24 protein-coding genes and 1 riboswitch are annotated in these 23,493 nt (G+C 64.5%); of the genes, 15 read left to right on the forward strand and 9 right to left on the reverse strand.

The features are described from left to right. The first annotated feature begins 120 nt into the window (after positions 1 to 120). Positions 121 to 233: riboswitch (SAM riboswitch) on the forward strand. Between the two features lie 8 nt (positions 234 to 241). Genes BH95_RS23635 through BH95_RS27900 form a run of 8 tightly spaced genes read left to right on the forward strand, consistent with a single transcriptional unit; the run spans position 242 to position 9,390 of the window. Further along, a complete protein-coding gene (locus tag BH95_RS23635) occupies positions 242 to 1,855 on the forward strand; it encodes a dipeptide ABC transporter ATP-binding protein (protein ID WP_052060143.1) in 1,614 nt (537 codons plus the stop codon). 59 nt (positions 1,856 to 1,914) lie between these two features. Beyond that, a complete protein-coding gene (locus BH95_RS23640) occupies positions 1,915 to 3,507 on the forward strand; it encodes a peptide ABC transporter substrate-binding protein (protein ID WP_037184546.1) in 1,593 nt (530 codons plus the stop codon). Then, on the forward strand, positions 3,500 to 4,507 hold the full coding sequence (locus tag BH95_RS23645) for an ABC transporter permease (protein ID WP_230620960.1): 1,008 nt from the start codon (positions 3,500 to 3,502) through the stop codon (positions 4,505 to 4,507). Before BH95_RS23640 ends, BH95_RS23645 begins: the two co-directional genes overlap by 8 nt. Continuing rightward, positions 4,508 to 5,395 carry an ABC transporter permease gene (locus BH95_RS23650; protein ID WP_020110704.1) on the forward strand — a complete coding sequence of 296 codons (888 nt, stop codon included), beginning with the start codon at positions 4,508 to 4,510 and terminating at the stop codon, positions 5,393 to 5,395. After that, positions 5,392 to 6,354: a PhnD/SsuA/transferrin family substrate-binding protein gene (locus BH95_RS23655; RefSeq protein WP_020110705.1), complete on the forward strand. Its 963-nt coding sequence runs from the start codon at positions 5,392 to 5,394 to the stop codon at positions 6,352 to 6,354. The genes BH95_RS23650 and BH95_RS23655 overlap by 4 nt, the downstream gene beginning before the upstream one ends. Beyond that, the gene (locus BH95_RS23660; RefSeq protein ID WP_037184549.1) at positions 6,351 to 7,694 is read left to right on the forward strand and encodes a M20/M25/M40 family metallo-hydrolase; all 1,344 of its coding nucleotides are present in this window, start codon (positions 6,351 to 6,353) and stop codon (positions 7,692 to 7,694) included. Before BH95_RS23655 ends, BH95_RS23660 begins: the two co-directional genes overlap by 4 nt. Next, on the forward strand, positions 7,691 to 8,311 hold the full coding sequence (locus BH95_RS23665) for an RraA family protein (RefSeq protein WP_020110707.1): 621 nt from the start codon (positions 7,691 to 7,693) through the stop codon (positions 8,309 to 8,311). Before BH95_RS23660 ends, BH95_RS23665 begins: the two co-directional genes overlap by 4 nt. Then, entirely contained in the window at positions 8,308 to 9,390 is a 1,083-nt protein-coding gene (locus BH95_RS27900) for a peptidase C39 family protein (RefSeq protein ID WP_052060144.1), read from the forward strand. Before BH95_RS23665 ends, BH95_RS27900 begins: the two co-directional genes overlap by 4 nt. Positions 9,391 to 9,444: 54 nt before the next feature. Here the strand turns inward: BH95_RS27900 and BH95_RS23675 are convergent, their stop codons facing one another. From BH95_RS23675 to BH95_RS28840, 4 genes are all read right to left on the reverse strand, one after another. Then, entirely contained in the window at positions 9,445 to 10,659 is a 1,215-nt protein-coding gene (locus BH95_RS23675; RefSeq protein WP_037184552.1) for an acyl-CoA dehydrogenase, read from the reverse strand. A gap of 71 nt (positions 10,660 to 10,730) precedes the next feature. Further along, positions 10,731 to 11,171 (reverse strand): hypothetical protein, encoded by a 441-nt coding sequence (locus BH95_RS23680; RefSeq protein WP_019663900.1) that lies wholly within the window; start codon positions 11,169 to 11,171, stop codon positions 10,731 to 10,733. A gap of 37 nt (positions 11,172 to 11,208) precedes the next feature. Further along, on the reverse strand, positions 11,209 to 11,901 hold the full coding sequence (locus tag BH95_RS23685) for an SGNH/GDSL hydrolase family protein (protein WP_037184554.1): 693 nt from the start codon (positions 11,899 to 11,901) through the stop codon (positions 11,209 to 11,211). Positions 11,902 to 11,923: 22 nt separating this feature from the next. Then, positions 11,924 to 12,535 carry a hypothetical protein gene (locus tag BH95_RS28840; RefSeq protein ID WP_157773151.1) on the reverse strand — a complete coding sequence of 204 codons (612 nt, stop codon included), beginning with the start codon at positions 12,533 to 12,535 and terminating at the stop codon, positions 11,924 to 11,926. 458 nt (positions 12,536 to 12,993) lie between these two features. Here BH95_RS28840 and BH95_RS23695 point away from each other — a divergent pair, with 458 nt between their 5' ends. The 4 genes from BH95_RS23695 to BH95_RS23710 are packed head-to-tail and all read left to right on the forward strand — an operon-like array spanning position 12,994 to position 16,539. After that, entirely contained in the window at positions 12,994 to 13,638 is a 645-nt protein-coding gene (locus BH95_RS23695; protein ID WP_019663896.1) for an ABC transporter permease, read from the forward strand. Beyond that, positions 13,635 to 14,834, forward strand: a complete 1,200-nt coding sequence (locus BH95_RS23700; protein ID WP_019663895.1) for an ATP-binding cassette domain-containing protein — start codon at positions 13,635 to 13,637, stop codon at positions 14,832 to 14,834. The genes BH95_RS23695 and BH95_RS23700 overlap by 4 nt, the downstream gene beginning before the upstream one ends. Next, positions 14,831 to 15,568 carry an ABC transporter permease gene (locus BH95_RS23705; RefSeq protein ID WP_026347574.1) on the forward strand — a complete coding sequence of 246 codons (738 nt, stop codon included), beginning with the start codon at positions 14,831 to 14,833 and terminating at the stop codon, positions 15,566 to 15,568. The genes BH95_RS23700 and BH95_RS23705 overlap by 4 nt, the downstream gene beginning before the upstream one ends. Continuing rightward, positions 15,565 to 16,539, forward strand: a complete 975-nt coding sequence (locus tag BH95_RS23710; protein ID WP_037139450.1) for a glycine betaine ABC transporter substrate-binding protein — start codon at positions 15,565 to 15,567, stop codon at positions 16,537 to 16,539. The genes BH95_RS23705 and BH95_RS23710 overlap by 4 nt, the downstream gene beginning before the upstream one ends. Here the strand turns inward: BH95_RS23710 and BH95_RS23715 are convergent. Then, positions 16,532 to 17,644, reverse strand: a complete 1,113-nt coding sequence (locus BH95_RS23715; protein WP_037184560.1) for a glycosyltransferase — start codon at positions 17,642 to 17,644, stop codon at positions 16,532 to 16,534. The genes BH95_RS23710 and BH95_RS23715 overlap by 8 nt on opposite strands. A gap of 145 nt (positions 17,645 to 17,789) precedes the next feature. Here BH95_RS23715 and BH95_RS23720 point away from each other — a divergent pair, with 145 nt between their 5' ends. Next, the gene (locus BH95_RS23720) at positions 17,790 to 19,124 is read left to right on the forward strand and encodes a hypothetical protein (RefSeq protein WP_037184561.1); all 1,335 of its coding nucleotides are present in this window, start codon (positions 17,790 to 17,792) and stop codon (positions 19,122 to 19,124) included. Then, a complete protein-coding gene (locus tag BH95_RS23725; RefSeq protein ID WP_037184564.1) occupies positions 19,124 to 20,500 on the forward strand; it encodes an outer membrane protein assembly factor BamB family protein in 1,377 nt (458 codons plus the stop codon). Before BH95_RS23720 ends, BH95_RS23725 begins: the two co-directional genes overlap by 1 nt. Positions 20,501 to 20,503: 3 nt before the next feature. On the opposite strand, the gene BH95_RS23730 is transcribed toward BH95_RS23725, so the two are convergent. From BH95_RS23730 to BH95_RS23740, 3 genes are all read right to left on the reverse strand, one after another. After that, positions 20,504 to 21,043 carry a hypothetical protein gene (locus BH95_RS23730; protein ID WP_019663887.1) on the reverse strand — a complete coding sequence of 180 codons (540 nt, stop codon included), beginning with the start codon at positions 21,041 to 21,043 and terminating at the stop codon, positions 20,504 to 20,506. Between the two features lie 106 nt (positions 21,044 to 21,149). Beyond that, positions 21,150 to 21,908 carry an endo alpha-1,4 polygalactosaminidase gene (locus BH95_RS23735; RefSeq protein ID WP_037184567.1) on the reverse strand — a complete coding sequence of 253 codons (759 nt, stop codon included), beginning with the start codon at positions 21,906 to 21,908 and terminating at the stop codon, positions 21,150 to 21,152. After that, positions 21,905 to 22,528 carry a DUF5701 family protein gene (locus tag BH95_RS23740; RefSeq protein ID WP_037184569.1) on the reverse strand — a complete coding sequence of 208 codons (624 nt, stop codon included), beginning with the start codon at positions 22,526 to 22,528 and terminating at the stop codon, positions 21,905 to 21,907. Before BH95_RS23740 ends, BH95_RS23735 begins: the two co-directional genes overlap by 4 nt. A gap of 77 nt (positions 22,529 to 22,605) precedes the next feature. Between BH95_RS23740 and BH95_RS23745 the strand changes: the two genes are divergently transcribed. After that, complete coding sequence (locus tag BH95_RS23745; protein ID WP_019663884.1) at positions 22,606 to 22,929, forward strand: hypothetical protein; 324 nt, start codon at positions 22,606 to 22,608, stop codon at positions 22,927 to 22,929. On the opposite strand, the gene BH95_RS23750 is transcribed toward BH95_RS23745, so the two are convergent. After that, a complete protein-coding gene (locus BH95_RS23750) occupies positions 22,913 to 23,491 on the reverse strand; it encodes an AMIN-like domain-containing (lipo)protein (protein ID WP_244165113.1) in 579 nt (192 codons plus the stop codon). The genes BH95_RS23745 and BH95_RS23750 overlap by 17 nt on opposite strands. Between the last annotated feature and the right edge of the window lie 2 nt (positions 23,492 to 23,493).

Here is a 23,493-nt window from a genome sequence, read left to right on the forward strand (position 1 = left end):
GCCGGTGGGTCGTTTGCGCAGGTCACGACGGGTCCACCTCGTCCGTGGTTACTGGATAGTGGCAATAGTCATAGGTATGTAAATTAAACAACTCATCAGTAAGTCGCTATCTTCGAACTCGGTTCAGAGATCCACCGTATGGCTCGGCTGGTGGACAGCAACCCTCGTTCAGCGGCGGGGTGCTTCCGAGCAAAACCTGGCTCGCTTCAAACCGAAGCGAGCAAGCGTTGAGAAGCGAAGGATGCAGCCAGTGTCGGAAAGTGCAGTACCCGAGTCGAATTCCATCGTCGACATCGCCGGGTTGGTCGTCGAGTTCGGATCGGGCAAGAACAAGCACGTCGCCGTCGACGGCGTGGACCTGCAGATCGGACCGAGCGAAGTGGTCGCTGTGGTCGGAGAATCGGGGTCCGGCAAGTCCACTCTCGTATCGGCCATCCTCGGGCTGCTCCCCAGTTCCGCGTCCGTCACCTCCGGCACCATTCGTGTGGACGGTTCGGACACCACGAGCTGGAAAGAGAACGACTGGCGAACGATCAGAGGACGCCGCATCGGCCTCGTGCCCCAGGACCCGATGTCCAACCTGGATCCGGTGCTACGAATTGGACACCAGGTCGACGAGGCCGTGCGGGCGCACAGGCGCCTGCCGCGCGCAGAGGTGCACGACGAGACTGCGTCGGCCTTCACTCGTGCAGGCCTTCCCGGTGCCGAGCGCCGGAAGTATCCGCACCAATTCTCGGGCGGTATGCGTCAGCGCGCGTTGATCGCCATGGCGTCGGTGAATTCGCCCGCACTGTTGATTGCCGACGAGCCCACTTCAGCGCTCGACGTCACCGTGCAACGGCGCATCCTCGACAACCTGGCCGAGGTCGTCGCCGGTTCCGGTGCCGCGATTCTTCTCGTCACGCACGACCTTGCGCTCGCCGCCGAACGCGCCGATCGAATCGTCGTGATGCGTCACGGCCGTGTCGTCGAATCCGGCACTGCAGCTGCGGTATTCGGCCAACCCGAACACGACTACACCCGGGCGCTACTGGCATCCGTCCCCTCGGCGCGGCCGGTTCGAGAAGCCGCGACCCCGGCTGAGGCGTCGATCGTGCTCGAAGTGAGAAACCTGTCCAAGAGCTTCGGCGGAGTACCCGCGGTGGACGACGTGTCCTTCGTTCTCGAGCGAGGCAAGACGCTGGCACTCGTCGGGGAATCCGGCTCGGGAAAGAGCACGACAGCGTGGTCGTGCCTCGGTCTGAACACCCCGAGTGCGGGCCGCGTATTCTTCGAAGGCACCGATGTCGCGTCGTTGAAGGGGCGCGAACTTCGTGCGTTTCGCAGGCGCGTCCAGCCGATCTTTCAGGACCCGTACGCCTCGCTCGACCCCACGTACACCGTCGACCGAATCTTGAGAGAGCCCCTGTCTGCGTTCGGTATCGGTGATCGATCCTCCCGCAAGGCCCGTGCAGCCGAGCTGCTCGACCTTGTGGGACTTGCGGCGGCCACGTTGCGCAGGCGACCGAGTGAACTCTCCGGTGGGCAACGCCAACGCGTCGCCATCGCCCGTGCGCTCGCCGCCGAACCCGAGCTGATCGTCTGCGACGAACCGGTTTCCGCGCTCGACGTCCTGGTCCAGGCGCAGGTGCTCGACCTGCTGCAGACACTGCAGACAGATCTGGGGTTGACGTACCTGTTCATCTCGCACGACCTCGGCGTCGTGCGCCGGATCGCCGACGACGTGGCCGTGATGACCAAAGGGAAGATCGTCGAATACGGCTCGACAACAACGGTGTTCGACAACCCGCAACACGATTACACCCGAGAACTGCTCGGTGCCGTTCCGGGTCTTCGCGTGCCGATCGAAGTCTGAAACACAACGGTGCACAACCGAACCTGACCAGGTTCGGGCAAGTCGAATGGAAAGAACAGATGAAACGCACACCCCTGATCGGCAGTGCTCTGCTCGCTGTCGCAGCAGTAGTACTGACCGCCTGCGGCGGAGGTTCGTCCAGTGAGGCGTCCGGCGAGCCGTCGGACAACATCCTCCGCGTCGCGACGCAGAAACCGACATCCATCGTGCCCGGGAACTCAGGCGGGTACTTCGCACTGTCGGTCTCCGAGACCTTGTTCTCCGGACTCGTGAAGTACGACAGCGACACCGGGGAACCGGTCAACCTCGTTGCCGACTCGATCGAGACCGAGGATCAGAAGGTCTGGGACATCACGCTGAAGGACGGATGGACCTTCCAGAACGGCGAGGTCGTCGACGCCGAGTCCTTCTCGCGAGGATGGAACACCACAGCAGACCCAGCCAACGCCTGGGTCGGCAGCTCGCAGCTCGCAGGCATCGAAGGCTACGACGCGCTCAACCCCGACGAAGGCGCACCGACCGCCGACTCCCTGTCCGGCGTCGAGGTCACCGGGCCGCTGAGCCTCACCGTCACGTTGACCAAACCACAGAGCCAGTTCCTGTACCAGATCGGCCAACCGGCGTTCTATCCTCTGCCGGCAGCAGCGCTGGATGATCTCGAAGCCTTCGCGACGAAGCCGATCGGCAACGGCCCCTACGAGATCAGCGAGCCGTGGACAGGTGGACCGGAGATCAAAACCGTCCGCTACGACGAGTATGGCGGTGAGAAAGCCGAGAACGGCGGCGTCACCTTCAAGATCTACACCGGATACGACGTCGCCTACCGCGATTTCCAGGCCGGTGCAGTCGACGTGACCGCACTGCTGCAGCAGGACGTGGAAAGCGCAAAGGCAACCCTCGGCGACAAGTTCGTCCAGTCAGCCAGCTCCAACTTCACCTACCTCGGGGTGCCGACCTGGAACCCGGCCTACGCGGATCCGCGAATCCGCCGAGCACTGTCGCTGGCGATCGACCGTCAGGGCATCATCGACGCGCTCCTCGACTCGTCGACCCAGCCATTGACCGATTTCAGTGCGCCGTCCGGGAACGGCTACCGTGCCGACACCGACTCGACCAACCTCGACTACGACCCTGAACGCGCGAAGCAGCTGTGGGACGAAGCAGGCGGTATCGACGGCCAGGTGAAGATCACGGTCGTGACCGGCACCGGACGCGACGAGTGGAGTGAGGCCGTCCTCAACCAGTGGGCGACGGTGCTGGGTCTGACCGATGTGACACTGGAATTCATTCCGTCGGAGAACACCCATGCTGCACTTCGGGGCAGGCAAGTCCCCAACCCGGTGTCGCTCAACACCCCTGTTGCCTACCCGTCGCCGTTCGCGTTGCTGGGCAATGCATACCGGACCGGAGGCGGCACCAACTACAACGGCTATTCGAACCCCGAATTCGACGCATTGCTGGATCACGCGGCGGCGGCGACCAACGAGGAATCGACCCAGTTCTACGACCAGGCCAAGGACATCCTGCTCGACGAGCTTCCGAACATTCCGCTGTGGAGTGCCGGGCGGGCGGTCGCAGTCGCGGACAACGTAGAGGGCTACACCGAGGATCCGTTCAACAAGAGCCCGTTCACCACGGTGACCGTTGCCTGAGCAGGCACTCGCGGTGGCGGACCGAGAACAGCCTCGGTCCGCCTCCACCGCGGGCGCCACGAAGACACGAACTGCACGACGGATTGCGGCGCGGCTAGGCCAGGCCCTGCTGATTCTGATCGGCACGTCACTCATAGTGTTCGTCGCGGTGTTCGCCCTCCCTGGTGATCCGGTGCAAGCACTGATCGGCGACGCAGTACTGACCGACGCCGTCGAGTCGGCCATCCGCGCCAAATACCATCTCGACGATCCACTGCTGGTGCAGTACTGGAGCTATGTCTCGGGTATCGCTCGCGGAGACTTCGGTACCACCGTCGGCGGTGAGGACGTCGGAACCATTCTCGCGCGTGCCTGGCCGGTAACGATCAAACTTGCTCTGACAGCGTGGGTCCTGGAACTGATCGTCGGTGTCACCGCGGGCACGCTCGCCGCGCTGCGACCTGGCGGTCTGCTGGACAAAGCGGTACTGGCGGCGACGGTACTGACGCTCGCGGTTCCCACGTTCGTGTTGGCCTTCTTCGTGCAGTCGATCGTCGGGGTGTCCTGGGGCATCCTCCCGGTGGCCGGAATTTCCGAGGGCTGGCCGACGTCGTACCTGCTGCCTGCAATCTGCCTGGCCACACTGGGATTCGGGCCGGTTGCTCGTCTGACTCGGTCGAGTGTGTTGTCGACGCGGTCGGCGGATTTCGTCAGAACTGCTCGTGCCAAGGGCATCTCGACCAGACGACTGACGGTGCGGCACATCCTGCGCAATGCCCTCGTGCCCGTAGTGACCTACCTGGGTCTCGATCTCGGTGGCCTACTGGGCGGATCGGTGGTGGTCGAGGGCATCTTCAATCTCCCCGGTGTCGGCGGCGAACTGTTCACCGGAATCAGCTCACAACAGGGAACCGTGGTGGTCGGGATCGTGTCGGCATTGGTGCTGGTCGCAGTCGCGGTCAACATCGTCGTCGAGATCGCGCATCACCTGCTCGACCCACGTATTCGACAGGACAAGTAGATGATCCAACTTCCACCCGGGGAAGACATCGAGACCGGACGAGTGTGGACGAGCCTGAAACGCAGCCCCGGCTTCTGGATCGGCGCTCCGATCGTTGCCTTCTTCCTCCTCATCGCAGTACTCCCCGGCCCGATCGCCGGACTCTTCGGTCACGGGGACCCGCGTGTGTGCGAACTGTCACTGAGCAGGGGCGCTCCCGACTGGTCCACCGGACATCCGTTCGGGTTCACCGTGCAGGGGTGCGACCTGTTCGCCAGTGTCGTGCACGGCGCTCGTGCATCGATCGTCGTCGGAGTGACGGTGACCCTGCTGACGTCCGTCGTTGCTGTGGTCCTGGGGATTGCGGCCGGTTACTTCGGCGGGCTCGTCGACGCCTTCGTCTCGCGACTGTCCGAGATCGTCTTCGCGCTACCACTGTTGCTCGGCGCGATCGTCGTACTCAATTCCATTCAAGGGCGCAGTGTCTGGTTGTTGAGCGTCGTTCTCGCGGTGTTCGCCTGGCCCACCGCCATGCGCGTGACCCGCGGGGAAGCGTTGTCAATCCGAAACCGCCACTTCATCGTCGCTGCGAGATCGTCCGGTCTCGGGACGTTACGCATACTGGTCAGCCACGTGGTGCCCAACACCGTCGGCCCGGTCATAGTCCTGGCGACACTGCAGATCGGCGCAGTCATCTCCGCCGAGGCGACGCTGACCTACCTCGGAATCGGCCTGCAACCTCCGGCGCAGTCGTGGGGTCTGCAATTGTCGGCAGCACAGAACTACTTCCAGGCCGCACCGCACCTGCTGGTGTACCCCGCTGGAGTGCTGACTCTCGCGGTGGCCGGATTCGTCGTGCTGGGTGAGTCCATCAGACAGGCGACAACCTCGGATCGAGGGGCGGCATGACGCTGACATTCGTCGCGCGGCACTGGGACCACCTGCTGCCACTCGCGCTGGGAGACGTCACGGCCGAAGGAGTCGACCTGCACTTCGAACGTCGGGACAGCACCCCGAACATCTACGCCGAACCACGAATCGACGTTGCCGAGACCTCGTTCAGCCAGTACGTCCAACACCGAGCCCGCGGGGACCACTCGGTGACCGCACTACCGGTGTTCGTCATGCAAGGGTTTCGACATCGATGCATCATCACTCGCAGCGACTCGCCGTTGCACTCGCTCACACAGTTGCGCGGGGCCACCGTGGGCCTGACCGGATGGCCGGACAGTGGTAACACCTGGACCCGCGCATTGGTACGGGACGAAGGCGTAGCTCTGGAGGACATCGACTGGCGCGTAGGCCCTTTGACCCCAGCCCACCCAGCCCACGACAGGATCGGGCCCACACGCCCCGGCCCGCACGTGCAGCACCTCGACCACGGTGACACGCTGGTCGGCGGCTTGTCGGACAAGAGCCTGGACGCTGTGATGACCCCGTTCATGCCGCCGGGTTTCGATGCTGCGGACTCGCTGCTGCGCCCGCTGCTCCCGGATGTCCGAGCGGCCGAAACCGCGTACTACCTGCGGGTCGGGTACGTGCCCGGCATTCACGTTCTGGCCGCGCGGACGGCGCTGCTCGACGAATCGCCGGACACCGTCCTGGCCGTCGTACGCGCCATCGAGGACTCGAAGCGTCTCAGCATCCTGCGTCACAACAAACTCGCCGACGTCACCCCGTGGTTGGTCGACGAACTCCGCACCACCGAGCGGGTGTTCGGCCGCGATTGGATGCCCTACGGATTGGAGCAGAACAGAACCATGATCTCCGACTTTCTCACCGAGCAGTACGAGCAGGGCCTGCTGGACACGCCCGCTGACGTCGACGCCCTGTTTCCGACCGATATCGACGCGGTGGTGGCGTCGTGAGCGAGACAGTCGAACTGCTGCAGGCGCTGATTCGCAGTGCCTGCGTCAACGACGGCACCGTGGAGTCGGGTCAGGAGACCCGCAACGTCGCGGTGCTGCAGCAGTTCTTCGGGGACATCGGCGTCGACTTCGAGGTGGTCGAACCTGCGCCAGGTCGTGCGAGCCTGATCGGCAGGCTACGAGGAACCGATCCTCGAGCTCCGTCGGTGGCGCTGGTCGGCCACCTCGACGTGGTTCCGGCCGACCCGTCGGGGTGGACCCACGATCCCTTCGGCGGTGAGTTGATCGACGGGACCGTCTGGGGCAGAGGCGCAATCGACATGCTCGGACTCGTCGCCTCGATGGCGGTGGTGTTCAAATTGTTCGCGCAGAGCAAGATTCGGCTACGCGGCGATCTGGTCTTCGCGGCGACGGCCGACGAGGAAGCCGGCGGTACGTGGGGAGCCGGTTGGATCACCAAGAACCGGCCCGAACTCATCGCGGCGACGTACTCGCTCACCGAGAACGGCGGAATCGTGTTGAGTGAGCAGGATTCGCCCGGCGTCACGCTGACAGTAGGAGAGAAAGGCGGGGCGCCGCGTCGGTTGGAGATCCACGGGAGACCCGGCCACGGATCGACGCCATGGGGAGCGCGCAACGCGGCGGGTATTGCCGCGGAGGCCGTCACCAGATTACTGAACGAACCGGGCCAAGCTGTGGTTCTCGAGCACTGGCAGTCCTTCGTCGAGGCCTCCGACTTCTCTCCGCAACTGCGCGCACGACTGCTCGATCCGACGACTCTGAACGACGCGCTGAGCGAACTCGGGGATCTGAAGGGCTACGGCCACGCGATGACGCATATGACCGTCTCGCCGAACATCGTCGATGCTGGGGACAAGCGCAACGTCATACCAGGTCGCGCCACCGTCGGACTCGACATCCGCCTGTTGCCAGGCCAGGACGAGAACGACGTCGAACGTCACCTCAAAACTGTTCTGGACGAACTCTTGTCGTCCATCGACGTGATCGAGGAGTTCACCGGTGCCGCGAGCAGCTCGCCCCCTCGAACGGAGTTCTACTCCGTCATCGAGGACGCAATGAGGCAGTTCTACCCAGGCGCGCATCTTGTTCCGATGATCATGCCCGGTGGTACCGACGGACGCCACCTACGGGCCGCCGGCTCGATCGTCTACGGATTCGGTCTGTACTCCCGGGAGGTCGACATGGCGTCGTTCCGTAGCCGATTCCACGGTGACGACGAACGCGTCGACGTCGAATCGATCCGACTCACCACCGCAGCCCTCGAACAGTCGCTGAAGAAGTTTCTAGTGGTGGAATCAACTGAAGGAGAGAGGGAATGAGCACCCAGACACGACGACCGGAGATCGACGAGACAACCTTCCGGCACCTCACGACGGTGGGAACATCCACCCTCGGGCATCACCGTGACCACGGGTTCGTCACCGAGCTCCATCCCATCTCGCGTCCGATCAGGCTCACGGGTGTCGCGCTGACGGTCCAGATCGGCGAATACGACGCCTCGGCCCTGAAGGAGGCGCTCGATCAGCTCACCCCGGGTACCGTTCTCGTCGTCTCGCAACCGGGTTCGGGAAGTCGTGCTTCGATCGGCGGCATCGTCGCGCACCGCATCGCCGTGTCGGGAGCGAACGGCATCGTCATCAACGGCGCGATCACCGACTTCGACGAGATCGCAGCGTCGGGACTGCCTGTCTACTACCGGTCGGTCAGTCCGCGCACCACGCGCCGAATCGGCGGCGAAGGATCGGTCGGACAGCCCGTAGACGCGGGCGGCGCAGTGATCGCCACCGGCGACATCGTCTTCGGTGACAGTGACGGTATCGCCGTCCTGACCCAGGACGAGGCACCTGCCGTCGTCGCCGATCTCGCCGAGCGCGAAGCACGTGAGCCCGCTGTCAAAGCACGTATCACCGAGGAGTTCACGGCGGTGGTCCGATGACGCAGATCGAGGTGACCTTGCTCGACACACGGCCGGTCGAAGCCCTGGCGAAAATCGACGGATTGCCTGCCGAGTTCGTGGCCGAGGCCGAGATCTACGGCGGTGTTCAGGAAGCGCACACCGTCACCGCGATCGCCGACGGCGCACTTCAGGGTTTGTTGCTCGTCGTCAACCGTCCGCACGCAGCGTACGTGAAGGTGGTGGGCGCCTGGCTGGGTGAGCCGGTGCTCGCCGAACTGGTGGCAGCCTTGGAGGAGTACGCATTCACGCGTACTGCGGTGGCTGTCAAATGGCAACTACCACAGGAAAGTCCGCTGGTCGCGCAGGTGAAGGCACTCGGCTACGAGTCCTTGCGGGAGCCGATCAACCCGGTACGGCCCGTCGTCGACGAACTCGCCGATGACATAACAGATTACGGTGCCGTTCCGGTCGGATTGGTGAAGTGGCGTGTCGCCTTGGCCGATCCCGTCGAGCCGCCGTACTACCGTCAGACCACAGGATTCACCTGTGGGCCTGTGTCGTTGATGGTGACGTTCGACTTGCTCGGTGCGGGGGAGGGCCTCGATCGCACCCGTGAGCTGGGCCTGTGGCGCGAAGGGACCGCGAGCGGCGGCACCATGCCCTACGGGCTTGCGGTTGCTGCGGCGAGGCGAGGGTACGTCCCGACGCTGTACCTGACCGACGAAGACCCCGAGCGGACCGACACCTCTCGCTCGAAGGAGGACCGCGAGCTGCGACGTTTCGTCTCCGGTCAGTTCGCCGACGAAGCAGCCGAGCTCGGAGTCGAGACCGTCGTGCAGGACATCTCTGCGGACTTCATCCGTGAGCTGGCCGAGTCGGGCAAGATTCTGATACCGCTGATCGACTCTTACTACCAGCGCGGCAGGCATGGACCGCACTGGATCGTCGTCCACGGCTTCCACGACGGGGCTTTCCTGGTGCAGGATTCCTCGACCGCCGTCGAGGTCGGCGAAACCTGGGTGGACCTGCACAACCACCCGGTTCCGGTCGAGACACTCGACGAGCTCGCGTGGTGGGGATCGCCTCGTTACCGCGCCATCCTCGCCTTCGATCGGTAACCCCGTCGACAGGGTGGAGGTGCACAGCCCATGCATCTCCAGCCTGTCGAGCGATCAGAAGAAACCGACCGACGGTAGTGCGGCGTCGTTGACCACGAAGTCCCCGACGGTCCGTGCCTTGTACACGGTTGGGTTGTGCGAGAACAAGGTACGGAGATTGCGCCAGTGCCGATCCAAGTGCGCGCTCTGCCGGGTCGCGGACGCGCCGCCGACGCCGAACAGCTCGGTTGCGGCGTTCAATGCCAGACCCTCGACGGAAATCTTGGCTTTCGCTGCGGCGAGGGCTGCGTCGTGCTCGAGCTTCTCGTCCGGTTCTCCGGACGCCAGGAACGCCGCCGACGCGATGTCCTGTGCATCCGACGCCGTCAACACGATCGCCTCCGCGGCATACGCTGCGGCCGACAGTGATCCGATGATCTGCAACAGTTGCGGGTCGTGGCGCGGCTCCTCCGCTGCCGCGAAGGTGTAGGAGCGAGCGCGTCCACGCACCAGTTCCGACGCGTCGGACACGACGGAGCGCAGAATTCCCGCACCGACGGCATGCAGCAGCAGCTGAGGGAACGCCTGCCGCGGACGCACCGAGTGCTCGGACCACTGGAACGGCAACAACTCCGACTTCTCGACTCTCACGTTGACGAACCGCGTCGTGCCGCTACCGGTGTGGCGCTGACCGATTCCGTCCCAGTCGTTCACGTGCTCGATGCCCGCGCGGTGGGCAGGGACCACAGCCGAAACCTGTTTTCCTTCCGAATCGTTCGCGGACACACGCAGGTAGTCGGAGAAGAGGCTTCCGGTGCTGTAGAACTTGGTGCCGTCCAGGCGATAACCGTCTCCGTCCGGCGTCAGCGTGGTGTCGTAGGTGTAGACACCGACTGCGCGAGAGGTCAGTTCACTGTTCGCGCCGCCGATGAGCAGTCCGTCACGCACCTTGTCGAGCCAGAACTCCCCGGACACACGATCGGGTGTGCGTCGACGTTCCTCGACGAAACCGAGATGAATCCGGATGATGTGCGGAACATCGGGGTCGGCCTCCGCCAGACGAATCAACAGTGTGAACAGTTCTCGGAGCGTGTATCCGGCTCCACCCTCCTCCACCGGAAGGCGCACCGCACCCAATCGGTGCTCACGGATCAGGGCGATGGCCACGAACGGCGGTCCGTCCTCGCCGTCGCGTCGACGTTTCGCGTCGGCTGCGATTTCCTCGATGATGGAACGCAACTCGTCGGAATCGAGAGCGGGTGGAGCGCTACGTGTGATTACCGTCGTCATGACCGCTATGGTGGCGCACCACAGCCGGATCGACCACGTATTGGATCAGTGTGAACGAAAGCCGTGAACGGTCAGATGGGCCGATAATTCAACGCCCGGAACCACAGTGCGTACAGCGGCCGACGACGAGCTCCGAGCACCGTACGAGGCTTCGAGCGAGCAGTCGCCGACTTACCGATCACCGACGGACTCGGGGCCCACGACCATCCGCGCCCCGTCGGTGCCAACTGCTCGGCAAGGTTCTCGATCACGGTCTCCGCAGACGAGTAATCCGGCAACGGACCGGTGAACGCGCCGAACGCCGCCGACATCGAATTGCACAACTGAATGGAGATGTTCGACGGTGGAGGAAGGATGAAATGCAGATGCGCACGCGCATGGGTGCGGCACAGTGCCTCGAGCACCTCCCCGGCCCACCCGTCGGACTCCCCGCCGGCGGACAACAGGACGGCCGTGATCGACTGCGCGCTCTCCACATCAGGGAGAGTCGACATGCCGTGGTCCGAGTTCATGGCGTCAATAGTGGACTATCGAGACGATTCGGGTGAGCTATTCGCTCGACGCGATTCTTACGCGAAGACCGGCGGCATCGGCCACCTGATCCGCCATGAACCTGGCCGAATCGGCCGTCGGATGGATTCCGTCGAACGTCGCGCCCGGTCGTGTCAACGTCGACGCGAAATCGACGAGAGGGATCCCACGCTGAGCCGCAAGGGTTCTGATCGCCCTGTCGAGACGATCGTCCGTCGCCGATCTCGACCGCGGCACCGTCGTCAGTACAACCGTCTCGATATCGCGCGCCTTGTCCAGGATGAAACGAAGATTGTCCATGGTCTGCTCGAGCGGCACCCCGCGGGCCTGATCGTTCGTGCCACCGCCCACGACCAGCACCTGGGGTTTCGCGTCCAGGACTTCGTCGATACGGGCCCGGATCTGAGCCGTCGTCTGCCCTCGTCGACCTGCATTGATACCATCGGCGCCGCGTGCGTCCGCCCCGCACACCAGATGGGAATACCACGAGGTGTCACCGTGGATTCCCCACCCGACGGCCGAGTTTCCCTCCGCGATGGAATCCCCGAGAGCGGCGATGCGAACCCCACGGTCGGAGGTACTCCAGCCGAAGCACTCGGCATTCCATACGTACAGCGCAGGCTTCCTGAGTGGGCCGAGGAGCAACCCCGCGACGATCACCAGCAGAACTCCGCCGGCGAGGAGAAGGCGATACCGCCGCGTCTTCAGCACGCCCGAATTGTGCCGTACGCGCTCAGCGAGGTGACGTCGGAGTCCCGCCCGAGCTGCCCGTCGACGGCAGCTGATCCGGAACGATCTGCAGTCCCGGAGGCGGACAGTACGTGTGATCACACAGGTCGAAGCCCCGGTCGCTCAAATTGGGGACCGCTTCGGGATTGACGAAGATCAGACCGTCGGGAGAGGTGCAGGACACCGGCCCACACGTCGTGCCCAGCGGGAATCCTCGCGAGTCGATCGGGTTCGGAGGCGGCATCACAGGCTCGGGCGGATCGAACGAGGCGACCGGCGGCGGATCGTAGGTGACGTCCTGCGGTTGCGTCGCCGGGTCGTACGACGGTGGCTCGTACGACGGTGGCTCGTACGGCGGCGGCTCGGACGCCGAGGCAATGACACTCGGTGGCACGAGCAGGGGCGTCGTCGCCTCGGCGGCAGGTGCAGGCGGCGATACCGAACTGGTGGACGTGCTGTCCGCGGCCGTGGTCGTGGTGGGTGCCGCGGAACTCACCGGCATCGGAGCCTCGGCGTCGGCGGTACACCCGGCGAGCAGCAGGGCCGCAGCCCCCACCGAGACAGCCGCGCTCACCAGGGCAGCAGCGTGCCTGGGTGCTCGGCTGCGGTTCGGCATGTCCCTCCTGGCTCGGAATGTGTCTGGTTCATCGGGAGTAGTTGACAATTCATTACCGAACTTCCCGGTCCGATAACGGTACCCGAGGCATCGCCCCAGCGTGGGGCCCCTGTCGACCGCGCGTGTCCGCAAACCTTCGGCACGCCCGCGAGCCGCACTCGATCTCGTCGAGCCGCTCGTTTTCTTCGATGAACCCGACCGCTCGACGGTCCGGTGGCCACGGGAGCGGGCAATTCTGCTCGAGCTGATTTTAAGTGCGACCGGCGTTCCGCGAAGCGTCCCCGAGGTCGGAATCCCTGCAGGTGAACGGGCCACGATCCCGTTTTCGCGGCGCACCGACCTTACACCCGCCGGAGGGGTAAAACCCCGCGAAGGCGGGGAAATGCCGGTAACGTCCCCGAACTGAAACCGGCAGCACTGTGTTCGGTGAAATACGCGGCTGCAAAAGGGAGATACGCGTGGATTTGTGGAACTATCTTCAGGGGCGGGGGCAGTTCCTCTCCTTTCTGACGTATCAGCATGCGTCACTGGCATTTCAAACTGTTCTCGTCGGCAGTCTCGTCGCGATTGTCGTCGCGGTCGCGGTACACCGACTCCCGTTGTTCTCGGCTCTGACATTGACGAGCAGTCGAGTGGCACTGACCATCCCGTCGCTCGCGTTGCTGGCACTGCTCATCGTCCCGTTCGGGCTCGGCGTGGTGCCGTCGTTCATCATGCTCGCGTTCTTCGCCGCGATGCCCGTGATCGGAAACGCCATCGTCGGACTGCGATCGGTACCCGACGCGACCATCGAATCCGCCCGTGGAATCGGACTGTCCCGCTGGCGAATTCTCGTCTCCGTATCGCTACCGATCGCGTGGCCCGTGATTCTCACCGGCATCCGCGTGTCCACCCAGATGGTCGTCGGCGTCGCCGCGATCGTCGCCTACGTCCTCGGACCCGGCCTCGGATCGCTCATCTTCAACGGACTGTCCAGGCTCGGCGGAACCAACTCCGTCGAAATGGCAGTCACCGGAACCGTTCTCATCGTCGTCATCGCATTGGTGTTCGACGCCCTGCTCGTCCTTCTCGGGCGCCTCACCATCTCGAAGGGATTGTCATGACCGACACCGACCGCACCGTCTCGGGTGCTTCGATTCGGCTCGACGGCGTCGTCAAGCAGTATCGTGGCCAGACCAAGCCCGCCGTCCAGAAGATCGACCTCGAGATCGAAGCCGGACACATCGTCGCCTTCGTCGGGCCGTCCGGCTGCGGCAAGACGACGACCCTCAAGATGATCAACCGGCTGATCGAGCCCACCGAGGGCAGGCTCTTCATCGGCGACCGCGACGTCACCGGCGAGGATCCCGACAAGCTGCGTCAGTCCATCGGATACGTCATCCAGGCAGGCGGACTCTTCCCCCACTGGTCGGTGCAGAAGAACATCGGCGCCATCCCCCGAGTGCTGGGCTGGGACAAGAAACGCATCGCCGAGCGCACCGAATACCTCCTCGACCTCGTCGGCCTCGACGCGGACACCTTCCGAGACCGACTCCCCAAGGACATGTCCGGCGGACAGCAACAGCGCGTCGGCGTCGCACGTGCACTCGCGGCGGACCCACCGGTTCTGCTGATGGACGAGCCCTTCAGTGCCGTCGACCCCATCACCCGAGTCCGCCTGCAGGACAGCCTCATCGCGATCCAGCACGAAGTCGCCAAGACCATCGTGATCGTCACCCACGACTTCGAGGAAGCCACCAAACTCGGTGACAAGGTGCTCATCCTCTCCGAAGGCGGAAAGATCGAGCAGTACGCCACCCCCGAGGAAATTCTCGCCAAGCCCGCCAACGCCTTCGTCGAAGAGTTCATCGGCTCCGGCGCGACGCTTGCCCACCTGACGCTCTCGAGGGTCAAGGACGTCGAACACGAGCCCGTCGTCACCGCACGCGTCGGCGACTCCTCGCAGGAAGTCATCGGCCGCGCACGCGCCGCAGGCGTGACCTGGATCGTCGTCGTCGACGAGCACGGCAAACCACGGTCCTGGCCATCGCTCGACGAAGTCGCCACCAAGGACACGGTCTCCGACTACATCGACCCGCGCCTACCCGTCGTCGCACCGTCGTCGACGCTCAACGACGCACTCGACGTCATGCTCGCCGCCAGCCAGGGCGGAGTCGTCGTCACCGACGGCCGCGGCGTCGTCACAGGGTCGCTGACCATCAAGACCGTCATGTCGGTCGTCCGTGGACAACTCGACGAAGCCCGCGAGGGCGACGGGCACGTCTCCTACACCCAGCACGCGGAGGGGTCGGCCACATGAATCGACTGCGCCGCACACCGATAGACGTGTGGTTCGAGCCGCTGCTCATCATCGTTCTGGGCGTCGGCTACTTCCTCTGGTACCGATCGACGACGCTCACTCCGACCGAAGAAGCATCGCTCGGCTGGTCGACCCTGAAGACCACGATCCTCGACCACATCCAATTGACCTTGACGGCAACCGTGTTCGTCGTCGTCATCGCGATCCCGCTCGGCATCCTGCTGACCCGCGAGAAGGTCAAGCCGTTCAAACCGTTTGCGATCAACTTCGCCAACATCGGCCAGGCCGCACCCGCCGTCGGACTGATCGTGTTGCTGACGATGTGGCTCGGCACCGGCTTCCGGACGGCCGTCGTCGGCCTGGTCGTGTACGCCATCCTGCCGATCCTCCAGAACACCATCGTCGGCATCGACCAGGTGGACAAGCGAACCATCGAAGCCGCCCGAGGCATCGGGTACTCCGGTATCCGCACACTCGTCCAGGTGGAGCTGCCGTTGGCCGTTCCCGTCATTCTCAACGGAGTGCGGACCGCGCTGGTCATCCTGGTCGGCACCGCGACGCTGAGCACGTTCATCGGCGCCACCAGCCTCGGCACCCTCATCACGACCGGCGTGACGCTGTTCCTCCCGAAGCTGCTCATCTCCGGCGCCATCCTCGTCGCGCTGCTGGCGCTGACGATCGACTGGCTGGGACGCCTCGTCGAACTGTTCGCAACCCCACGAGGAGTGGCATGATTCGGCATTCTCTACGGGTCGGAGCCCTCGCGCTCATCGCGAGCGTCGCCGCCGGCTGCGGACTCGTCAGCTCGTCCGGCACCTTCCAGTCCACCAGCCTGACCGACGGCGAAAAACCCTTGGACGGCGCATCTCTCGTCGTCACCTCGAAGAGCTTCACCGAGGGCGTACTACTCGGCAAGATCACCGCGACGTACCTCGCGGCAGCCGGCGCCAACGTCAGCGACCTCACCGGGGCACCAGGATCGGCGTCGTCACGCCAGGCCCAGCTGAACGGAGACGCGGACATCCTCTGGGAGTACACGGGCACCGGCTGGGTCAACTACCACGGTGAAACCGAGACGATCGCCGATCCCGACGAGCTGTGGCAGCGAGTACACGACCTCGAACTCAGCTCCAACAACCTGGAATGGTTGCCGCCGGCGAACTTCAACGACACCTACGCCTTCGCGGCCTCCTCGGCCACCGCGGAGCGGCTCGGTGTGAAAACCCTGTCCGACGTCGCCGCGCTGCCCCCGAACGACCGCACCTTCTGCGTCGACGACGAATTCTTCTCCCGCGCAGATGGATTCGGTCCGATGCTCGACACCTACGACATTCCCCTCGACGGACCGAACGGCGTAGAGGGCAAGAACGTCACCCGTATGGACGCGGGCGTCGTGTACACCTCCACCGCGCAGAGCTCGCCCTGCAACTTCGGCATGGTCTACACCACCGACGGTCGCATCAAGAACCTCGACCTGACCGTGCTCGAGGACGACCGAAAGTTCTTCCTGCCCTACAGCGGCACCGCCGTCGTCCGCGCACCCGTCCTCGAAGCGCACCCGGAAATCGCCGACCTCGTCGGGGTGATCTCCGAGCGCCTCACCGACGACCTGATGCAGGAACTCAACGGCAAGGTCGACATCGAAGGCGAAGATCCCGCCGACGTCGCCTACGAATGGCTGCGGAGCGAGGGCCTCGTCACGTGAGCCGGAGTTGGGCCAAGCGTTCGCTCACCGACGGGACTTCGGAAAAGCGGGTCGCTGCTCGGCGTGCCGAGGAACGGTAGGAGGGATCGGTCAGGACATCGTGGATCGCGCGACGCAACCGCGGAGCATCCTCGACGGTCAGACCGGCGGCGGGCGAGCTGGGCGCGACGGTGATTCCCGCGCCCAGGCTCTCGACCATCGCTGCGTTGGTCGGCTGATCCGCGATCATCGGAACGGTCACCAACGGAACACCCGCGGCCAGCGTTGCCAGCGTCGTGCCCGAACCCCCGTGACATACGACGACACTTGCACGAGACAGAATGTCCTGCAGCTCGATCCAGTCGACGACCTCCATGCGATCGGTGCAGCGCACAGTCGATCCACCGCGGCCGGTACTGGCCAGGACGCGCACATCGAGGTCGGCCAGCGCGGTCACCGCAGCATCCCACGTGCCGCGAATGTTCTCGAGCTGCGTGTTGACCGTGCCCATCGTCAGCCACACCAACGGCGGGTTCTGTTCGGTACGCGCATCGAGATCGATCGTGAATCCGTAACGGCGCGTATCCGGATACCCCGTCGGATCGTCGCCCGGGAAACGCGTCAGATACGGCGCGGCCTCCAGTGTCGTCGTGACACCCGGTGCGTAGTCCTCGATGACTCGGCTCGCCATGCGCAAGCCGGAAATATCGGCAAGTCCAGGCGAAATGCCCACCGTGGCCACAGGTACTGCGCTCCGCACCGCGGCGATGGCACTCGCGTAATCGCAGGGTTCCCGCAGAATCAACTCAGGCTCGACATCAGCCACCGCAGCGACGGTCTTCTCCAGTGCCGCCGCAGTGTTGATGCGGCCGAACAACTCGACCTCGGCAGCACGTACCCGCACCTCCCGGTCGCTCGACGCCAACGCCCGCCGCACCCGGGCCACCTCGTCGGCAGGCGGTGCATCGACGACGCGTACATCGGCACCCGTCGACCGCGCAGTGGCCACCTGCCCCGGTGGCACGACGAGGGTGACGTCGTCACCGGCCTCGGCCGCAGCGTCGACGAAGGGGAGCAGCGGACCGAGATGGCCTTCACCGCCGCTGGCAGCAACAAGAATTCGCATCGGTCGGACGCTACCGCCTCGGCAAGCACATCGGTTGTAGGTGTCGCGGTCTGTCGGTATTGTCCAGATCACCCGCCTCTCGTAACGAACCTGTCGGTACGAACGACAATGCCGTCGTACTGACATCGAGTAGGCGGCGAGCATCATGAGCGAAAGATCGGCCAAAGCGCGGTGGACCGACGGTCTCGTCGTCGTCAGTATCGTCGCGGTCGGAATTATCGTGGCCGGAGCCCTGCAGGCTCCTGCCGAGCCCGAACTGACAACGGCAGCAACATCTCCCACTGTCGAACCCGAGCCGACCGCACCCGAAGAATACGTGCGGGTGAGTGAGCCGGTCGATACCTCCGCGCCCATCCCCGGATGCGACACCGTCGTCGAAGCGGACGAGGAGAGATTCAGCATGAGCTTCGTCGGGGAGCGGTCCTACGACAACCCCAGGTTCCCATGGTTCAACGGACCCAAAGCAACCGCCATGTCCGATGCAGTCGCCTCGGCGCTTCCCGACGACGTCGAACTCGCCTTCGCCGCGCCGCAACAATCGCTGCTGTTCGGCCCGATCTTCGACTTCGGCGACGGCGACGAACCCCCCTACAGCGGATCGACCGACGCCTGGGGCGCAGTAAACCGCGGCGACGCGTCGGGCTCGGTCCAGGTCAGTGTGCAACAAGGGCCACACACGGTGCCGGGCTGCGTCGCAGGTTCGCTCGACGAACGCAAGACCTTGCCCGACGGCACAGTCGTCGATTTGCTCGACACCTGGGCCGAGATCAACGGCGTCCGCACCATCAGTCGCAGCGTGCAGGCGTACACAACCGACGGAACCTGGATTCACGTGAGCGCCGACGACAGAACCAATACACCGGAGCCGGCGAACAGCGGAGAAATCCCGTTGACGCTCCCCGAATTGGAACTGATCGCAACAGAACCCGCACTACGAGTGAGCACGCCGGTTCCGCCCGGCACACCCCCGCCGAGCGAAGGGTGCAGCGGTTACACCGAGAACGGGGGACCCGATCTCACACGTGAAGACCAGCAACGACTGAACTCCGCACTCGCATCGGTCGACCTGGGAGCGGTAGCTCTCGATCGAAAGCTCGACACGCTCCAACCGTCGGACATGGGTTTGGACACGCTGTGCATGGCGTCGAACGTCGTCGGCGCCGACGAGACACTGCAGCTGAGCATCGCCGGGGGCCAGGCCGTACCCGTCGAGGACGAGATCCGGCCGGACCCGTACCCGGGCACACAGGACACGTTCCGTTCCCTCGCCGACGGGACCGTCGTGCAGACGTCGGCCGGTTACTACGGTGTCACGGGCGAAGGCGACGGTGACTACCAGCAGCGCTCCTCCAACACTGTCACCGTGACGCGGCCGGGCGGAACCCGCGTGCAGATCTCGGCCAGTTCTGCTGGTTCTCAATCGCTTTCGATCGAACTGCTGGAATCGATCGCCCTGACGCCTGGTCTGGAGGTCTCCTGATGGCCGACCGGAGTGCCTGGACGCTGGCGGCCGCTGCGGTCTTCGCTGCTGTCACGGTGACGGCAGCCGGAGTGGTCCTGTTTCAGCACACGCCACCGACGGCGAAGAAGATCACCGGAACCGACGACGGAACGCCCGGGCTGGCCTGGTCGTTCGACGTCGCCACCGCACTCGATCGCCCGTGGGCCGAGTTGGTGGATCCCCGTGCCGGAGTGGTATTCCCGAACAACGCACCGTCGGCGATCGAAGTAGGCGACACTCTTGTGTCCGCAGCCGGGGTGAACAGAGACGGTTACTCATTGGAAGACCCGGTCATGATCGGGATCGACGCGAACACCGGTGAGCTTCGCTGGCAGACCCCCGCCGCGGCCGTATCGCAGTGCAGCGACACTCCACTCGACGGAAAGATCGTGTGCTACGCAGCTGCGGAGAAGTACGAAATCGTCACGTTCGACGCCGAATCCGGTGATGTCGAACGTCGTCCGGTCGACGAATCCGTTTTCGCCGTTGCCGTTGCCGACGACACCCTCTACGTCGTGGAGGGCGACGCCGAAGACTACGACGTGCGCGTGCACGCAGGCACGGTCGACGATCTGTCGGCCACCTGGGTTCGACAATTCGAGGCAGGCGGCGGTTGGGAGGAGATCTTCTCCGGCGCAGCCCTGACCGTCCGCGACGGCATCGGACTGGTCGGGACAGCCTGGCAGAGTGCGACATTCGACGCACGCACCGGCGAAGAACTGACCGGTGTCGAACCCGATCTGTGTATCACGTCGTCGAGGTTGGTCACCGGCGGTGTGGTGGTACAGAACCAAGTGGAGTGCACCACCTACGACAGTGTCACCGAAGTCTTGCGCGCGCCCGAAGGCCAGGACTTGGCGCGGGTGGATTCCGGCGCGGCGCACAATCCATACGTCGACAGCCCGACCGATGCGACCGTACCTGTCGTACTGGGTGATTCGGGATTCGACCGCGAAACCGGCGAGAAGCTGTGGACATACCCTCCGCTGATCCAGGATGTCGGCGGTCAAGCTGTCAGCGCGTTGGTCGCCGTGATCGGTGACATCGGACTGCTGCGCGATGCGGCGACTTCATCGACGTCTGCGATCGACCTCCGCACGGGAGAGGAACTCTGGCGCCGCGACGAGCCGAGCTCACTCAACCCATCAGGCTTCTCCGACAGCATCGCCGTCGGAGAGGACGGCGAGGCGCTCCTCGCGCTCGACATGCGCACCGGTGAAACACTGTGGCGCGCGCCGTTCGACGCAATCGTGGACACCGACGTCGATACCTCGTGGTGGGGCACAGCCATTCCGCGCGGTGAGGACTGGATCTACGTCTCCGCAGGCACGGTCCTCGGCATGACTCCGCTGTAGGGGTCAGCCGCCGGGCTGAGCGGGGACTTCCTCGAGCTGAGGCTGCTGCGGTTGTTGTTGCTGCTGCTCTTGCATCTGTTTCGCGAACTCGCAGTTGGACTGCGCGTAGGTATCGATACGAGCGCTCGCATCGCGGGCCGCGGTGAAGCTGTCCACGTCGATGGTCGCTTCGGTCTTCTGCTGGTACTCCTCGAACGTCGATGCCTCGGTGACCAGATTCGTCACCTGGGCGCTCGCGTCCCGGACCGTCGTCAGATCGGCCGCGATGTCCGGATCGGCAGCGGCGATGGCCGGATCGTAGTGCTCCGACAGTCCGTCGCCGTACTCCTGGAGTACCGCCTGCATACCCGGCCAGTCGGCCGGATCGATCTGCGCCGAAGTCTGTGAGTTCATCTCGAACGTCGAGATGTCCTCGAGGTGCGTGCAGAGGTCGCCGCCCGACGCCTCGGCGCCGTTGTCGGTTCCCTCGTCGGAGCTGCAACCGGCGATGCCCAAGCTCAGGGCGGCTGCGAGGACTGCGATCGAGCGACACGAGGCCTTCATGCGGGTACTTCTCCAAACTTCTCGGCGGATTCTGCGTCCTCCACAGTCACAGTTCCGGGCTGGGTTGTCGAATTTCGGACTCCTCTGCCGCTGTGACGAGTAACAATCAGCAACGCCGGTACACGTAGGACGGATCGGGCGGCGTCGTCAGCCCTCGATCTCGCAGAATCGTCATCGCCGGACGATCCGACGCCGAACAGAACTCCTCGGCGTACTCGATGTCCAACACCGCATCGCCGTACACATCGGTGTAAAACGCGCATTCGTCGAACTCGATGCACTGCTCCGCCACCGCGAAGTCGAAACCGACTGTGTTCCTGATGCTCTCCGCACCGTCGGGAACATTCTTCTGTGCAATGGCCATACCTGCGTCGTGCGCTCGTTCGGCATACATCGCGGCGAGGTCGAGAGTGGACTCCTCGCTCACCGACCCGGGGAACCGAGTCCACACGTCGAGGTTGTCGATCTCCACAGCATCGAAACCCGAAGCAGCGCAACGATCGATGGACCCGCCGACGACGTCGAGGATGCCGCGCCTGTTGTCGTTCGTCCCCGTGTCCAGAACGTACTCGCCCGGCCATTCCGGGTCCACGGCGAGCTCGCCGCCGTCGTGCAGCAGTAGGCCCTCCGGCCACTCGGCGCCGGGTTGGGTCTGGAAACCGTTGACATAGCAGATCGAGTATGCGCCCTCGGCAGGCTCAGCGGTGGAATCTCGTGCCACGATGTCGAAATCACCGTCGCACGCACCGCCGAGTTGATAGTCGAACGAGCCGCCCGTCGGAGGAAGATTCGAATCCTCACCGCATGCAGTGACCGGCAGAATTACCAGTACGGCTACCGCGAGCAACGCCCGACGTACGGTCACAGCGGACGCCTGCCTGCAGTCGAGGCGAAACCCAGCCACGTGTGCCTGTTGCCCGCCCAGCACCACCCGACCTTGGGGGCGTTGCGGTTGTCCACCCCGTCGCGGCCGGTGCCGTTGCTTATCCACACCGCGGGCGTACGGGTGTCCAGAGCGCCGTCGGGCTTACGCAGCCGCGAGCCGATCGTCATGAAGCAGTGCCCCCGTTCCAGTACCTCGGGTACCTGCAGTAGCCAGTGAATACCCTCGAGAAGGGTAAGAGGGCTAAGGCCGGCCGCCGTGATCGACGGCAGCGCCTCGTCCGGGCTCCAGTTCTTCATCTCGTCCCCACGCTCGGGGCTGTCGACGACATAGGCCGGTCCCGGCGGCATGGACAGCGACTCGATCGGTTCGAAACGGTCGACGTCGACCATGTCGGTCACCACGAACCCGGCCCGGCCGCTGCGCCGCAGCAGGGGAGCGAGTTGCGACGGCTGCGCACGGCTCAGGACCAGGAGGGCGTCGTCGGTGTTGTCCGCGACGGCGTTGGCAACATCGTTCTCGGTCAAACCTGCGAAGGTGTGGACACCGAGTTCGATCAGCGTGGCTGCCTGCTGCTCCAGCGGCGGGAGAGTGAAGATCATGGCGCGCCCTTTCCTCGCCGTACAGTGTACGTCAACGCTGGATTGAGTCGATCTTGCTTCGAACATATGATCGAACGATGCGAGTGAACGGTTCCAGCGGCGGAGTTGATCCGCATCGTCGGCCGTTCAAGGTTCTGACGCCTGCAGTCAAGGTCCTGATCGACCTGTCCGTCCTGTACCCGCAACCTCCGCACCACAGTGGAACCTTCACCGCCGACGGCTTCGACGTCCGACGAGTCGTGCCGGGGGACCTGACCGAGTGGTCGATGACCGTCGACGGTGACTGGATCGGCCGCGTCACCTACCAACTCATGTCCAAGGATCGATGCGAGACGGTGACGCACTGGGTGCCCAGCCGAGTGCTCAAACCGTTGACGAGGGGAACTAACCGAGGAGAGTGACGATCAGTGCCGGTGGATCGGATTCGGTGGTGACGGTGAAATCCGGACGCTCGGACCCCGTCCCGACGAAGGCCTGGGTGACCCCGGGCGTCGCGCTCGACGTCAGCAGCGACCGAATGCCGCCGTCGGCCGCTACCTCGACGTCGTACCGCGGATCCGCCGACGGCGACGAGATCAGGTCGACCTGCAGAATCGACGTCCCCGGCACATCGAGGTCGCCTCCCGCGTAGGTGGTGGCAGAGTCGACGTACCGGCCCACGTAATTGATCACGCCCTCGCCGGTGAACGTGAACACCGCCCGGGCATCGTCGACCTGCACGTCCGCGATCCCGAAATCTCCGTACTCGTCACCGGGAGCGGTGGGAGTCGAGTCCGACGGCACCCCGTGGAACGGCGGGGGAGTTTCCAGAACAGGGCTGCCGACGGTGAAGGAACCCGACACCAACCGCTGATCCACGGCAGTCGCTTCCGTGGTCGACTCGGTCTCGGACTGCACTTCGTTACTGCTGCACGAGGCAAGAAACAGGCTCGCCGCCGCCAGCAGCGCCACCCCAGCTCGCATGG

The organism is Rhodococcoides fascians A44A, from assembly GCF_000760735.1.
Taxonomy (GTDB): domain Bacteria; phylum Actinomycetota; class Actinomycetes; order Mycobacteriales; family Mycobacteriaceae; genus Rhodococcoides; species Rhodococcoides fascians_E.